Source organism: Apilactobacillus micheneri, from assembly GCF_002993975.1.
Classification (GTDB): domain Bacteria; phylum Bacillota; class Bacilli; order Lactobacillales; family Lactobacillaceae; genus Apilactobacillus; species Apilactobacillus micheneri.
The window spans coordinates 162,979-178,554 of sequence record NZ_POSO01000003.1; the positions used below are offsets into that span (position 1 = coordinate 162,979).

A 15,576-nucleotide genomic window follows, 5' to 3' on the forward strand; every position below is an offset into this window, starting at 1 on the left:
ATAAAAATGTTAAATACTTAGTCAATTTTAGTTTAATTATATTTATAATTTATTTTTATTTGATGTATCAAGAGATTCCATTTGAAATGTTCATAATTATCGAATTTATAAGCATAATAAATTTACTAAATACATTTATTCAAAACAAAAATGTTAACAATTAAATAAAAGCTGTCCATTAACCTGATGATTGGCTAATGGACAGCTTTTTTATTTCATAATTTTCTATTTTATAGCTTTTAAACCTATATCACTACGATACAAGTAATTATTTTGATTGACTGATTTTAAAATTAATTCGTTAATTTGATGTTGTGCGTTTAGAATATTATTACTTTTAGTAGTAACCATCAACACTCGCCCACCATGGCTATAAATAAGACCATTGTCATCTTGAACTCCTGAATAGATAATATTAGTACCATCAGGAAATTTAGGTAATTCTAAATGATCTGATGGCTTTTTAGGGTAACCTTTAGCAGCCAACACTGTTCCTAAATAATATTTAGATGCATCCCATTTTACATGAATCTTTTTACCATCTAATAAGTTAATGATTAAATCACCTAAATCACTTTTTAGCTGCGGTAGGATCACTTGAGTTTCAGGATCACCCATTCGCACATTGAATTCAATAACCTTGATTCCCTGTTTAGTCATAATTAAGCCTGCATATAAGAATCCAACAAAGGGATGCCCTTCATTTACCATTGTACTTAGTAATGGCTTTATCACTTTATTAATTGCATTTTGAGTAACCTCGTTGCCAAATTGAGGCAAAGGACTATATGCTCCCATTCCGCCAGTATTAGGTCCTTCATCATTATTCATTAATCTTTTATGATCTTGCGCTAATGGCATGGGAATAAATTTTTCGCCATTGGCCATAACAATAAAAGAAAATTCTTCACCGTCTAAATACTCTTCAATAATTATTGATTGTTGATTAGGTAAAGAAAATAAATGATTAATTGCATTAGTAGCTTGTGACTTGGTATTCACAATGATTACACCTTTACCACCTGCTAGTCCATTTGCTTTTATCACTAATGGTAAATTATGACTATCTACGTATGCCAAAGCACTATTAGTGTCATAGAATTCTTGATAATCAGCTGTTGGAATACTTGCTTTTTGCATCATGTCTTTAGCAAATACCTTGGAACTTTCTAATTGTGCCGTATATTGATCAGGACCAAAAATTTTTAGGCCAGATTTTTTAAAGACATCAACAATTCCCTTGGACAAAGGTTGTTCAGGCCCGACAATTGTACAAACAACATGATGACTTTGAGAAAATAAGGTTAAAGCATTAAAATCCATTTCATTAATTTGAACACAATGAACATTATCCATTCTTTCCATCATTGGGTTACCTGGTGCAACATAAACACTACGATTATCTTTTTTAGCTAAACATTGGGCGATTGAATACTCACGACCACCCGAACCAATTACCAACCAATTTTCCATTATTAGCACTCCTAATCTATATCAATAAATTAAAAATAAGTATGGATGGAATCGAACCATCGTGCTTACCTAATATCTAAGCCATACTTGCCAAACTATTAATGCTTAAAATGACGTTTGCCACTAAATACTAGAGCTATACCTAATTCATTGGCCTTATCAATTGAAGCCTGGTCTTTAATACTACCACCAGGCTCAACAATCGCTTTTATACCATGCTTGGCCGCAAATTCGACACAATCATCCATAGGGAAGAAAGCATCAGACGCTAAAATAGCTTTATCATAACCAGCTTTAGGTTGGGCTTTATCAATCGCGATTTTAGTTGAATCAATCCGATTCATTTGGCCTGCACCAACCCCAAGAGTTTTAGTATCAGTTGTCACCACAATCGCATTACTCTTAACATGCTTAACAACATTTTGACCAAATGCCAAAGCTTTTAATTGATCTGCAGTGGGGTTAACTTTAGAAACAACTTTAAAATTAGCTGGTTCTTCATGTAAAAGATCACGATTTTGTACTAACATTCCACCTAATACACTAACTTCATCATGTCCGTTCTGATCAATAGAACCAAATGAAAGTGTAATTAAACGGATATTTTTCTTTTTAGCCAAAACATCATATGCTTCATCGGTGAATGAAGGAGCAATTACAATTTCTAAAAAGATAGAATGCATCTTTTGGGCAGTTGCTAAATCAACTTCACGATTTAAAACAATAATTCCACCAAAAATAGATATTGGATCAGCATCAAAAGCTTCTTGCCAGGCATCTAACAAATTATTGGCTGTTCCAATTCCACAAGGGTTCATATGTTTTAGTGCAACGACAGTTGGTTGATTAGGAAATTCAGCAATTACTCTTAGTGCCGCATCAGCATCCCTAATATTGTTATATGACAAAGCTTTACCATGTAATTGTTTTGCATTAGCTAAGGAGTACTTTTCAGAGATGGCTTGCTTATAATATGCAGCTTGTTGATGACTATTTTCACCATAGCGCATATTTTCTACCTTTTCATAAGTTAGAGTTAATTTATCAGGGAATTCCTCGTTGGTTAAGTATTTAGCAATTAAAGCATCATAAGCCGCAGTTTGTCTAAACGCTTTGGCTGCTAAATGACGATGATATTTACTATCTAGTTTATTGTCATCATATCTTTCGATGTAATCATCGTAATCATTAACATCGGTTAATACGATTACATCTTGGCTATTCTTAGCAGCTGCCCTCAACATTGAAGGACCGCCAATATCAATGTTTTCAATTGCTTCATCATCTGTTACACCCGGTTTTTCGATTGTTGCTTTAAATGGATAAAGATTTACACATACTAAATCGATGGGCTGGATGTTTTCAGCTGATAATTGTTTCATATGTACTGGATTATCACGTTTTGCTAAAATACCAGCATGAATTCTAGGATGCAATGTTTTAACACGTCCATCAAGCATTTCTTGAAAGTTAGTTATATCTTCTACAGCGATTGCTTTTACACCATTATCCAATAATTTCTTTAATGTACCGCCTGTAGAAATAACTTGAAAGTTTCTGGCTTCTAGTTTCTTAGCGAATTCAACAATTCCGGTTTTATCATAAGCACTTAATAATGCTAATTTTTTCAATTTATAGTACCCCTTTATTAATTAATTCATGAATGGTATTTGGATATAATTGATGCTCGACATGATGAATCCTGTTTTCCAAATCTTTTAAACTATCTTTTGGATATCTTTTAACTTTTGCTTGTGCAATAATTTTTCCAGTATCAACACCAGCATCTACATAATGGATTGTTACACCAGTTACATCTACATTGGCATTGTATGCATCTAAAATACCTTGTTTTCCAGGAAAATTAGGTAATAGTGCGGGATGAATATTTAAAATGCGTTTGGGAAAAGCATTTAATAAAGTTGGACCAACAATTCGCATATAACCAGCTAAGAAAATTGTTGAAATGTCATTAGCTTTCAAACACCGTAAAATATTCTGTTCTCGTTCTTTTTTACTAATTCCCTTTTTAACTTCTGATATCAAAACTGGAACATGATATTTTTCTGCTCTTTTGATTACATAAGCATTGGGATGATCACACACTAGCAATCCTATGTTAATTGGTAATTTAGCTTTCATAATCGCTTCAAAATTGGTGCCGTTCCCTGAAGCAAAGACAGCAGCATTTAATTCTTTATTTTGATTAAATGAATTCAACTGCTTGTTCATTTCTTTTCACCACCTTACCAATTTCATAGTAATTCTCGTTTTTTTCATTCAGCTCATTAATCACCTTCTTTAAATTCTTAGGATCGACTACTAATATCATCCCAATCCCTTGATTAAAAACTTGGTCCATTTCATGTTGGATTAATTTTCCTTTTACTTGTAAGAAATTAAAGATTTCTGGTACATGCCAACTACCGTGGTTAATTTTTGCGGTTAAATTTTCTGGAATCATTCTTGATAAATTGTAAGTAATTCCACCACCAGTAATGTGAGCCATTGCATTGATTAGGTTTGATTTTACTAAAGGATAAACGCTATTGTAATAAAGTTTGGTTGGCTTTAATAAAATATTAATTAGTTTGCCTGACATCCCTTGATATTGCTTATTTAAATCTAAATTTGCATCATCAATAATTTTACGAACTAATGAGTATCCATTTGAATGAATACCAGATGATGACAAGCCAATCAAAATATCATTTTCATGAACATTTTCTTTAGAAAGTAATGAACTATGATCAGCGATACCTACTGCAAACCCACTTAAATCATAATCTTTGGCTTGATAAATACCCGGCATTTCGGCCATCTCACCACCAATTAGTGACAATCCAGCTTGTTTACAACCTTCAGCAATCCCGGAAACTATCTTTTTAACCTTATTTGGTTCCAATTGGCCAACTCCTAAATAATCTAAAAAGAAAAGTGGTTGGGCACCTTGTGCCAAAATATCGTTAGCACACATTGCTACTAAGTCAATCCCAATAGTATTATGTTGATTAGCTTGAATTGCTAATAACAATTTAGTTCCAACACCATCAGTCCCAGATACTAGTACTGGATTATTAAGATTACTGATATCATTTGCTAAACCGTATTCAGCACCGAAACCACCAATCCCAGATATTACATTTTTATCTTGAGTAGATTTAACGATTTGACTAATATTTTTAACGGCTGCTATTCCATTATCAATATTGACGCCCGCCTTTTGATATTCATTAGGCAAATTATTTCACCCCTTTACTTTGCTCGATTTGTTTGGTTTCTGCATCGTATTTATCCTGATAGTCATATAATTTTGTTGGATACTTGCCATCAAAGTATGCTGTACATAATCCATGATACTGATTATCAGAATCAATATTAATCGATTTAATCATGCCGGGGATGCTTAAATATGCTAATGAGTCTGCCCCGATGGATTCTCTAATTTCTTCAACCGTTTTATTAGCACCAATTAATTCGGCTTTGCTTTCAATATCGACACCATAAAAGCATGGATATTTGATAACTGGCGATGCAATTCTAACGTGAATTGATTTAGCACCAGCTGCTTGAAGTAATTTAACGATATATTTACTAGTAGTCCCTCTTACAATTGAATCATCCACTAATATTATGTCTTTACCTTGAACCACTGACTTTACAGCCGCTAGTTTCATTGAAACACCACGTTCACGCTTATCCTGGGTAGGTTCAATAAAAGTCCTGGCAACATATTGATTTTTAATCATTCCCATATCAAACGGAATACCACTTGCTTGAGCATATCCAATTGCAGCATCTAAAGAAGAATTAGGCACTCCCAACACAACATCTGCTTTTACGGGATGCTCTTGAGCAATGGTTGCCCCCATCTTTTTTCTAGCTTCATGAACACTAACTCCATGAATTACTGAATCAGCTCGAGCAAAGTAAATATATTCCAATGAACAAACGGTCAAGCCTTGCGATTTGGTAAAATGATTGATCGTATATCCATTGTTATTAATTGTTATCATTTCACCAGGCTGTAAATCTCTAATATATTTAGCACCAATTTGATCTAGAGCACATGTTTCACTGCACAAGATATAACTACCGTCTTTATTTTGACCCAAAACGATAGGTCTAAGCCCATGCGGATCAGCAATACCAATCATGCCCTTGGCAGTCATAATAATAAATGCAAAACCACCACGTAATTTTTTTAGGGATGTTTTTAAACGATCAATGAATTTATCATGATTATCTAACATTACCAATAATCCTAAGAGTTCACTATCAGAGTCGGCTTGAAAATGTGCTCCATTTTTAGACAAATCTTTTCTTAATGTTTCAGCATTAGTTAAATTACCATTATGTGATATAGCAAACGGCATTCTAGGATCGTTAAAAAAGAAAGGTTGAATATTTTGTAGGCCACAGCTTCCAGCAGTTGCATAACGAATATGACCAATTGCTGAATTTCCAGTTAGTTTATCCAGATTATTTTGATTTTTAAACACCGTTGATAGGAGTCCTTGACCTTTGTGAGCATATACTTTATTGCCATCAAAAGAGATAATTCCGGCACCTTCTTGACCACGATGTTGTAAACTATGCATTCCTAAATATGCATTTTCAGCAGCATCTTTAGCATTCAAAATACCAAATATTCCACACTCTTCATTTAAACTTTTTATTTCATGTAGCATGCTAGACTGTCCTCCCATGCATTACGCAAATTAAATATATCACCAGTTAAACTCCCATTATTTAATTGCATATTTATTTTATGATTTGCAGTTGTATGACCAATCATCTCAGCCTTTTTACCAGCAATTTTTTCGAATTTGTCTTTGTTAATGGGATCAATCGTTAATACAAATCTGGACTGAGTTTCTGCAAATAATTGTTCTTTAGATATATTAATCTCGCCATTAAAGCCTAATCCTTTTTTGAATAAGCTTTCAGTAATGCTACGCCTAGTCCACCTTCACTAACATCATGAACACTGTTAGCTAATCCTTCTTTGATAATATTTTGTACTAACTTTTGATTATCATATTCTTCGTTTAAATCAAAATGTTTAATGTCACCACTAATTTTTTTATTTAGCATTTTTTGTAATTCTGAGCCATTAAAATCGTCATATGTTTGGCCAATAACGTATACTAAATCGTTAGCTTTTTTAGCATGTTGATCCATAACATTGCTATTGTTTTCAATTAAACCAACCATGCCTACCATTGGGGTTGGATAAATTGAATTACCATCGGTCTCGTTATATAGTGAAACGTTTCCACCGATTACTGGAGTGTCAAACTTTTTGCAAGCTTCTGACATTCCTTCAACCGATTGATCCATTGAATAATAGCTGTCGGAATCATCAGGATTACCAAAATTTAAACAATCAGTAATGCCAATTGGTTGTCCTCCACTGGCTACAATATTACGAGCTGCTTCTGCAACGGCAATTTGTCCACCAACATAAGGATTTAAATATATATATCGACTATTACAATCAGTAGTCATTGCTAATGACTTGTTGGTGTGTCTAATTCTTACTATTGCTGCGTCACTACCTGGTGACAAAACAGTATTCGCTTGAACCCGACTATCATATTGACGATAAATGCTATTTTTTGAAGCGATAGTTGGCTGTGATAATAATTCTTTTAGTATCTGATATGTATCATCAAATGCTGGATAATAATCATTTGTCCTTTTTAACAATCGCTTAGGTTTTATGATTGGATGGGAATATTCTGGAACATCATCAACTAGACTTTGGGTTGGAATATCACAAACTATCTCGTCTTGAAAGCTCAATCGATATTGACCATCATCGTTAACTTTTCCAATAACTTTAGCCTCAAGTTTATATTTTTTGAAAATATTAATAACCTCGTCTTCATGCCCTTTTTTGACACATAAAAGCATTCTTTCTTGAGATTCAGAGAGCATCATTTCATATGGAGTCATTCCAGATTCACGTTTAGGAACTAAATCTAGATTTAAGTCCACTCCACTATTTGCTTTAGCTGCCATTTCTGCAGAAGATGATACAATTCCCGCAGCTCCCATATCTTGAATACCAACTAAGATATCCGAATGATATTTAGTTATTTCTAAACAAGCATCTACTAATAGCTTTTCCATAAAAGGATCACCAACTTGAACTGCTGAACGTTCTGCTTCTTCTTTCTCGCTAAATTCACTTGAGGCAAAAGTAGCACCATTAATTCCATCACGTCCAGTTTTGGCACCTACATAAATAATGGAATTACCTAAACCCTTTGAACGACCAGTTTCCATATCCTTTTTATTCATTAATCCAACACACATTACGTTAACTAATGGATTTCCATTATATGTATCGTCAAATCCAATTTCACCACCAACTGTTGGAATTCCAATACAATTACCATAATTAGCAATTCCTGAAACGACTTGAGATAATAAAAAGCGATTTTTTTGGCTATCTAAATCGCCAAATCTTAGGCTATCTAATGATGCAATGGGTTTAGCTCCCATTGAAAAAATATCACGAATAATACCACCAACTCCGGTTGCAGCTCCTTCATATGGTTCTACAAAACTGGGATGATTATGACTTTCTGCTTTAAAAACAACTGCTTGTCCATCATCAATATCTAAAACTCCAGCTCCTTCACCCGGGCCTTGTAAAACTCGTGATCCGTCTGACCAAAATTTTCTTAAAATAGATTTTGAATTTTTATATGAACAATGTTCACTCCACATCCCCGAAAACAAACCAATTTCCGTATAATTAGGTAATCTATGAATTAATTTATTTACAATTATTTTATATTCTTTTTCAGTTAATCCCATTTGAACATATAATTTTTGATCACGAATTTCTTCGGCTGATGGTTCAATATGCTTTTTTAACATAGTTAGCTCCTTACCTTGTGATTTAAAATTGATTTAAAGAATTTTAGTCCATCCTTGCTACCTAAAATATCTTCGACTGCTCTTTCTGGATGTGGCATCATTCCTAATACATTACCTTCTTTATTGACAATCCCTGCAATATCAGAAATGCTACCATTAGGATTATTGTTATAAGTGAAAACAATTTGATGATTATCTTTAAGACTAGCTAAAGTGTCTTGATCACAATAATAGTGTCCCTCACCATGTGCGACAGGAATGTTAATTTGTTCATTCTTTTTGTATTCATTGGTAAAAATGGTTTGATTATTTGATACTGATAATTTTTCCCAATTAGAAACAAATTGCATATTATTATTTTTAATTAAGGATCCGGGAAGTAAATGTGATTCGGTGAGAATTTGGAAGCCGTTACAAATACCAATAATTATTTTTCCATTGTTGGCAGCTTCTTTTATGCTCTTCATGATAGGAGATAAACTTGCAATTGCTCCGCTTCTTAAGTAATCGCCAAAGGAAAATCCTCCTGGTAGTAAAATCACATCATACATATTAAGGTTAGTGTCTTCAGAAGAAACCATGTCACAATTTTCTCCAATTCCATCCTTGATTGCATAATATAAATCATTGTCACAATTAGACCCTGGAAAACTAATTACTGCAAATCTCATTGGATTACACTTCCTTTATCTCATAGTGGTATGTTTCCATATTTTGATTAACTAATAATTCTTCGCATGCTTTTTTTAAAACATTCTCGGCATCTTCTTGATTATTTTCATTTAAATTAATTTCAAAATATTTTCCCTGTGAAATTGATTCAACACTTTGATGATTTAAACTGTGTAACGCTTTTTTAATAGCTTCGCCCTGAGGATCTAAAATTGATGGTTTGTGACTTACATATAATTTAGCCAAATACATAATATTATTGCTCCTTATGCCAGTTCTTTTTGTAATTTATGTAAAACTTTGTAGTAGCCTTTCATCATATTTCCTTCGTTCTTACGAAAGACATCTTTATCTAATGATTCCTTTGTATCTGTATCTATTAGTCGACATGAATCTGGTGAAATTTCATCAGCCAAAATTATATGATTGCTTTCATCTATTCCGAATTCCACTTTAAAGTCGACTAATGTAATATTTATTTCTTTAAATAAATTGATTAATGCTATATTTATTTTTAAAGCTAAATCACGCATTTTAGATAATTGATGTTCATTTGCAATATTCAAAGCTTGGACATCTAAATCATTTACCATTGGATCGTGAAGCTCATCATTTTTCATAAAGAATTCAACAACTGGTTTTGATAATTGCTGTAAGTTATTAGTGCCAAATCTTTTCTGAAAATGTCCTGATGATAAATTTCTTACTACTACTTCTAATGGAATCATATTCACCTTTTTATTTAACTGATCTGTATTTGATGTTTGTTCAATAAAATGATTAGGGATGTCAAATTTATTTAAATATTGAAAAATTAAACTAGATATTTGATTATTGACGGCCCCTTTATTTTCGATTTGTTCATTTCTTTTGCCATCACCAGCAGTAGTGTGATTTGTATAATGAACTTTTAAAACGTTTTTATCCTTAGTTTGAAACAATTGTTTAGTTTTACCTGAGTCGACTAATTTATCCATTGTTGTATGCTCCTAATTATTTAAATTGTTCAACTTTATTTAATAAATCATCTATAGAATCGCCTATTACAGTAATATGCCCCATCTTACGTCCATTCCTGATGTCAGCTTTACCATAGTCATGTAAATGCCAATCAGGGTGATTATTGAGGTTTTTTCTTGCGACTGCAATATTAGATTCTAATAAATTAACCATCACAGCTTTATGATCCATTTTTATTTTAGGAATTGATAAACCACAAATACATCTAATATGTGCTTCAAATTGTGATATGTTACATGCTTCAATCGTATAATGTCCTGAATTATGTGGCCTTGGAGCCATTTCATTAACAATCAATTCATTGTTTGGTAGCAAAAAGAACTCAATGCCAAGTACTCCCGTTAAATCTAATTTTTGAGCTATCTTTACGGCAATATTTTTTGCTTTTTCATGAACTAAATCGTTTACACGGGCTGGAACAATACTAGTATGCAATATATGATTTTTATGGATGTTTTCACTTAAAGGAAAAGTTTCTATCTGATTTTGATTATTTCTGGCAACCATAATTGATACTTCTTTATTAAACTTTACTTTTTCTTCTAGTATCCATTCACGATTATTTAACTTTGTTAATGCATTGTTCATGTCTTTTTCATCATTAATATCAATTTGGTCATGCCCGTCATAACCACCTTCACATGTCTTCAATATGCTAGGAAATCCTATTTTACTTATAGCATTCTCTAAATCACTTTCACTATTAACATACTGATAATTTACAACTGGTAAATTATTATTAAATAAAAAATCTTTTTCTCTTTTACGATGACTAGTAATTGACAACTCATTTAATTTTTGTGGAACTAAAACTTTGTCTTTTATTTTTTTAATTGAGTTTTGATCTACATTTTCAAACTCATAGGTAATTAGATTAGATTTATTTGCTAAATTATTTAATGCTTTTTGATCATTATATTCAGCAATTATTTGAAAATCGGCTACCTGAGATGCCGATGAATGAGGCGTAGGATCTAAAATACCAACTTTATATCCCATAGATTTTGCAGATAGTGCCATCATCTGTCCTAATTGTCCACCACCTAAAATTCCAATGGTATTTTGAGGTAAAACTAATTTATTCGAGCCTTTCATTGCTATTAATTGCCTCCTTAGTTTGATTTCTTCTAAATGTATCCAATTTATCTGCAACTGTTGGATTATTTAAAGCGATTATTTGTGCTGCTAAAATAGCTGCATTTTTTGCTCCAGCATTTCCAATGGCAACTGTAGCCACTGGGACACCTGCTGGCATTTGAACCATTGATAATAGTGAATCAATTCCATTCAATGACTTAGTTTGTATTGGAATCCCAATAACCGGTAAATCTGTATTTGCAGCCATCATTCCAGGTAAATGTGCTGCTCCACCTGCTGCCGCAATTATCATTTTATAATGTTCGGATTTTGCTGAAGAAGCAAACTTTTGTAGTTCATTGGGCATCCTATGGGCAGAAATAACATGTTTATCAAATGATACATTTAATTTTTTAAGCAATTCGGTCGTGACCCTAACTTTATCCCAATCAGATATAGATCCCATAACTAATGCTACATCCATAAAAATATCTCTCCCTTATATTTAATAACTTCATATTATCAACTAATTTTACATTGGTCAACTAAAAATACGAACTATTTTAGTATTTATATTTAAAATTGTTCGTATTTAATAATGAAAAATAAAAAAGGGCATGCTAAATGCATACCCCCAGACTAATAATTAAAACTAATCACATATATTATTAAATTAAATATAATTATTAATATTGAAATAAATAAAATAAAATTTTCTTTTTTCCCACCAACTTTGTATCTAAAAAATCCTTTTTTACGAACATTAACATTTTTATCGAACGGATAAAACCATCGAACCCCTTCAATTGAGAAAGAATCTTCAATTATATGTAATAACGTCCCAAAGGAAACACCATAATATAATAGTTTTAATAAAGGATTATCAAATAATAACTGCCCATTTAAATAATCATTACTAGATAAATAGTATGATATAAAAAATAATAAGGCTATTATCCATATTGTATGCGACCATGTTCTATGTCCCCACCAAGTCATTGGTTTTGCTGCTAATCCAACCTTTTTATTTATCTTTGTTTGTTTTTGATCAATATCAGGTAACTGTGCTCCAATCCATATGCCAATTATCTCTGTTCCAGATATTAATAATGATTGATGTTCTATATTTATAAAACCTAGTGTAATTGCTTCGGATAAAGCAATGTGTGTTCTTCTTAAAGCCAATTATTATCTATCCTTTTATTTTCTTTTTATTTTATCATATTTTTTAGTTAAAGTAACTATTTATTTATGATAATTAATAAAAAAGAGCTCATTTATGAGCTCTTTTTTTATTTTTTCCACTTAGTATCTTTAAATTGTTGACGACCACCAAGTTCTTCAATTTGATTCCTTAAAGGATTCTTTTTATAAAAATCTTGATGATATTCTTCAGCGGGATAAAATGTTTTAGCATCTTCAATTTTAGTAACAATTGGTTCATCAAACATACCGCTGTTAGCCAATTCTTCTTTAGAATTTTCAGCAATCTTTCTTTGTTCATCACTATTTACAAAGATAACTGGACGATAACTATCTCCTCGATCTTGGAACTGACCTGAAGCATCTGTTGGATCTGTTTGTCTCCAATAAATGTCAACTAATTGTTTATAGGAAATTATTGAAGGATCAAAAGTTATTTCAACCGATTCGGTATGACCAGTAGTATGTGAACATACCTCTTCATAAGTTGGATTAGGAACATGCCCACCTGTATATCCAGAAATTACCTTTTCAATACCAGGTTGCTGATCAAATGGTTCTACCATACACCAGAAACATCCTCCAGCAAAGATTGCAGTGTCTTTATTCATAATTTAATCATCCTCTCTTATTTAAAGCTGTCTAGATATTCTCCATATCCTGATTCTTCTAATTTATTTACTGGAATAAATTTTAATGATGCAGAATTTATACAGTATCTTAAACCACCCTTATCTTTAGGACCATCAGGAAATACATGGCCTAAATGAGAATCTGCTTGACTACTCTTAACTTCATTTCTAACCATTCCATGTGAAGTATCTAAGTTACTATTAATATTTTTTTGATCAATTGGTTTCGTAAATGCCGGCCAACCACAGCCAGAATTATACTTATCTCTGGAAGTAAAAAGTGGTTCTCCAGAAACAATGTCAACATACAATCCATCTTCAAAAAAATCATCATATTTATTTGTAAATGGCATTTCAGTACCTGCATTTTGAGTTACATTATATTGTTCATCTGTCAAAACCTTTTTTAAGTCTTCTTTATTGTATTTAGTCATAAATAGCAACTCCTTAGTAAAAGAATATATCTTGTACGACATATATTATATAATACTCATTTTTATATATAATGCAAGCTTAACGAATAAAAAATACTCCTTAAGGATTAAATCCCCAAGGAGTATTGATATAAAATTAATCTAAAATATCAGTTAATGGTGGCACAACTTGTTTCTTTCTTGAAACAACACCAGGTAAAGCAATTGTATCTTCTTCAGAAAGCTTACCATTAAAGGCTTTCTCAACAGCATCTTTAGGTTCACCAACAACAATTAATTCTGAATTACTATCTAAAACATTAGTAGCAATAACTAAGAATAAATCATAGCCTTCAGATTCTGCTTCTGATTTCATTGCTTTTTTCAAATTATCTTTACGTTTTAACACATCATTTAAATCTACAGTATTAATTTGATCGATACGAATAGATTTTCCACCCATTGTAAATGATTTAGCATCACCATCAATTAAGTCTTCATCAGATCTGGCATCAACGTTAGTACCAGCTTTTAGCATTTTGATACCATAATCTTCATAATCAACATTGGCAATTTTTGCTAATTCTTTTACTGCATTTTTATCAACATCAGTTGTTGTAGGTGACTTTAATAGTAAAGTATCTGAAATAATTGCTGATAACATTAATCCAGCAATCTTTTGAGGAATCTCAACTGATTTTTCATTAAACATTTCAAATAATACAGTACTTACACAACCAACTGGTTCTGCACGGTAGAATAATGGCTTTTCGGTATTAAAGTTAGCAATACGATGATGATCAACAACATGTGTAACATTTAATTTATCAATATCAGAAACACTTTGTTGTGGTTCATTGTGGTCAACTAACATAACTGAGTCAACTTCTGGCTTAGCTTCTTTAATAACACGAGGAGCTTTTTGATTAAATTGATTTAAAACAAATTTTGTTTCTTCATTAGGTTCTCCTAAAGCGACAGCTTCAACGTCATAACCTAATTTTTCTTGTAAGTATGCATATTCAATAGCAGCACAAATTGCATCTGTATCTGGACTTTGATGCCCAAAAACTAATTCTTTAGCCATTAAAAAATCCCCTTTAAAATTTTAATCTTTTTCCTTAAGTCTAGATAAGTAATCTTTTTCTTCTAAAAACTTATCAAATTGATCTAAGAAGTTACCAATACGAGGAATTAGACGTTTGTTTTTACGATAAACAAATGCTAAATCAAACTTAATATTGGGGGTCATTTTAGAAACCCATGCATCTATATTTTCCATTTTATTAACATCTTTGTCAATCATAAATGAACTAGGCAATGCCGTGTTTGAACCAGTTTCTAATGCAAATTTTAAAATTTGATTAGGCGTTGTAAAACGAGCGGCACTTGTAGGTAAATCTACTAATTGATTTTTAAACTTTTCTTTTAAAATAAAGTCTAAGAAATAACCTTCTGGATAAGTAACCCAAGGAGTATCTATAGTATCCTGGAATCTCACTTTACTATTATTAGATAACTTTTTATTATGATGAATAAACATCAAGTCATCACTAATAATCTTTTTAGCTTCATAAGGTTTCCAATTTTTAATAGATGAGTCTGGCAAATACATAATAGCTAAATCAATTTGGTTATTTTCTAAAGATTCCCAAATTTCTTTACGAGTTAACATACGAAGGTTAATTGTCAAAGAAGGATTTTCTTTATACATTTCGATGCTAAAATCTTCAAGAACTTTATCTTGAATTGATGATAATACACCAATATTAATTTCTCCACTAGTTGCACTATTAGATTGCTCAATTTCATCTGCTGTTTCATTTAAAATGCTATAAATTTCCTTTGTTGATTTAAGCATAATGTTTCCAGCTGCTGATAATTTAAGCTTTTTACCAATAGAATAAAACAATGGCGAACCAATTGTTTTTTCTAATTTTTTAATTTGTTGGGTTAATGCTGGCTGAGTTATACCCAATATTTGTGCAGCTTGAGTGTAATTCATAGTATCAGCTAATTGTAAAAAATACGTTAATGTTTTGGATGAAAAAATATTTTCTTGTCTAGTCTTTTTCATAACTTACTCCTAATTTTTAATGATAACAAATTATTATAGTTATACGATTCAAGTTATAATGATAAACTATAAAATTATAAATAACAAGAATTTTATTATAATTATAAATAATTAC

At 31.7% G+C, this 15,576-nt stretch carries 15 protein-coding genes and 1 pseudogene; all 16 read right to left on the reverse strand.

The features are described 5' to 3' along the window. Nucleotides 1-225: 225 nt before the first annotated feature. Nucleotides 226-1,473, reverse strand: coding sequence for a phosphoribosylamine--glycine ligase (purD, locus tag C7N41_RS04910; protein WP_105964607.1), 1,248 nt, complete (start codon nucleotides 1,471-1,473; stop codon nucleotides 226-228). 98 nt (nucleotides 1,474-1,571) lie between these two features. After that, nucleotides 1,572-3,104: a bifunctional phosphoribosylaminoimidazolecarboxamide formyltransferase/IMP cyclohydrolase gene (gene purH / locus C7N41_RS04915; RefSeq protein WP_105964608.1), complete on the reverse strand. Its 1,533-nt coding sequence runs from the start codon at nucleotides 3,102-3,104 to the stop codon at nucleotides 1,572-1,574. 1 nt (nucleotide 3,105) lies between these two features. Beyond that, nucleotides 3,106-3,705, reverse strand: a complete 600-nt coding sequence (gene purN / locus C7N41_RS04920; RefSeq protein WP_105964609.1) for a phosphoribosylglycinamide formyltransferase — start codon at nucleotides 3,703-3,705, stop codon at nucleotides 3,106-3,108. Then, nucleotides 3,680-4,714: a phosphoribosylformylglycinamidine cyclo-ligase gene (gene purM / locus C7N41_RS04925; protein ID WP_105964610.1), complete on the reverse strand. Its 1,035-nt coding sequence runs from the start codon at nucleotides 4,712-4,714 to the stop codon at nucleotides 3,680-3,682. Before purM ends, purN begins: the two co-directional genes overlap by 26 nt. Before the next feature lies 1 nt (nucleotide 4,715). After that, a complete protein-coding gene (gene purF / locus C7N41_RS04930; RefSeq protein WP_105964611.1) occupies nucleotides 4,716-6,164 on the reverse strand; it encodes an amidophosphoribosyltransferase in 1,449 nt (482 codons plus the stop codon). Then, a pseudogene (purL, locus tag C7N41_RS04935) lies at nucleotides 6,149-8,367 on the reverse strand (phosphoribosylformylglycinamidine synthase subunit PurL). Before purL ends, purF begins: the two are co-directional and overlap by 16 nt. A 2-nt stretch (nucleotides 8,368-8,369) precedes the next feature. Beyond that, nucleotides 8,370-9,038 carry a phosphoribosylformylglycinamidine synthase subunit PurQ gene (gene purQ, locus C7N41_RS04940; protein ID WP_105964612.1) on the reverse strand — a complete coding sequence of 223 codons (669 nt, stop codon included), beginning with the start codon at nucleotides 9,036-9,038 and terminating at the stop codon, nucleotides 8,370-8,372. Nucleotides 9,039-9,042: 4 nt separating this feature from the next. Next, on the reverse strand, nucleotides 9,043-9,291 hold the full coding sequence (gene purS, locus C7N41_RS04945; RefSeq protein WP_105964613.1) for a phosphoribosylformylglycinamidine synthase subunit PurS: 249 nt from the start codon (nucleotides 9,289-9,291) through the stop codon (nucleotides 9,043-9,045). Nucleotides 9,292-9,305: 14 nt separating this feature from the next. Continuing rightward, complete coding sequence (gene purC, locus C7N41_RS04950) at nucleotides 9,306-10,016, reverse strand: phosphoribosylaminoimidazolesuccinocarboxamide synthase (RefSeq protein ID WP_105964614.1); 711 nt, start codon at nucleotides 10,014-10,016, stop codon at nucleotides 9,306-9,308. Between the two features lie 16 nt (nucleotides 10,017-10,032). After that, complete coding sequence (gene purK / locus C7N41_RS04955) at nucleotides 10,033-11,154, reverse strand: 5-(carboxyamino)imidazole ribonucleotide synthase (RefSeq protein WP_105964615.1); 1,122 nt, start codon at nucleotides 11,152-11,154, stop codon at nucleotides 10,033-10,035. Further along, nucleotides 11,138-11,620 (reverse strand): 5-(carboxyamino)imidazole ribonucleotide mutase, encoded by a 483-nt coding sequence (gene purE, locus C7N41_RS04960; RefSeq protein ID WP_105964616.1) that lies wholly within the window; start codon nucleotides 11,618-11,620, stop codon nucleotides 11,138-11,140. The genes purK and purE overlap by 17 nt, the downstream gene beginning before the upstream one ends. A gap of 155 nt (nucleotides 11,621-11,775) precedes the next feature. Next, nucleotides 11,776-12,321: a metal-dependent hydrolase gene (locus C7N41_RS04965; RefSeq protein WP_105964617.1), complete on the reverse strand. Its 546-nt coding sequence runs from the start codon at nucleotides 12,319-12,321 to the stop codon at nucleotides 11,776-11,778. 107 nt (nucleotides 12,322-12,428) lie between these two features. Beyond that, nucleotides 12,429-12,950, reverse strand: coding sequence for a peptide-methionine (S)-S-oxide reductase MsrA (msrA, locus tag C7N41_RS04970; protein WP_105964618.1), 522 nt, complete (start codon nucleotides 12,948-12,950; stop codon nucleotides 12,429-12,431). 17 nt (nucleotides 12,951-12,967) lie between these two features. After that, nucleotides 12,968-13,405 carry a peptide-methionine (R)-S-oxide reductase MsrB gene (gene msrB / locus C7N41_RS04975; protein ID WP_105964619.1) on the reverse strand — a complete coding sequence of 146 codons (438 nt, stop codon included), beginning with the start codon at nucleotides 13,403-13,405 and terminating at the stop codon, nucleotides 12,968-12,970. Nucleotides 13,406-13,541: 136 nt separating this feature from the next. Then, nucleotides 13,542-14,471, reverse strand: a complete 930-nt coding sequence (locus tag C7N41_RS04980; protein ID WP_105964620.1) for a manganese-dependent inorganic pyrophosphatase — start codon at nucleotides 14,469-14,471, stop codon at nucleotides 13,542-13,544. A gap of 21 nt (nucleotides 14,472-14,492) precedes the next feature. Continuing rightward, the gene (locus tag C7N41_RS04985) at nucleotides 14,493-15,461 is read right to left on the reverse strand and encodes a LysR family transcriptional regulator (protein WP_105964621.1); all 969 of its coding nucleotides are present in this window, start codon (nucleotides 15,459-15,461) and stop codon (nucleotides 14,493-14,495) included. Between the last annotated feature and the right edge of the window lie 115 nt (nucleotides 15,462-15,576).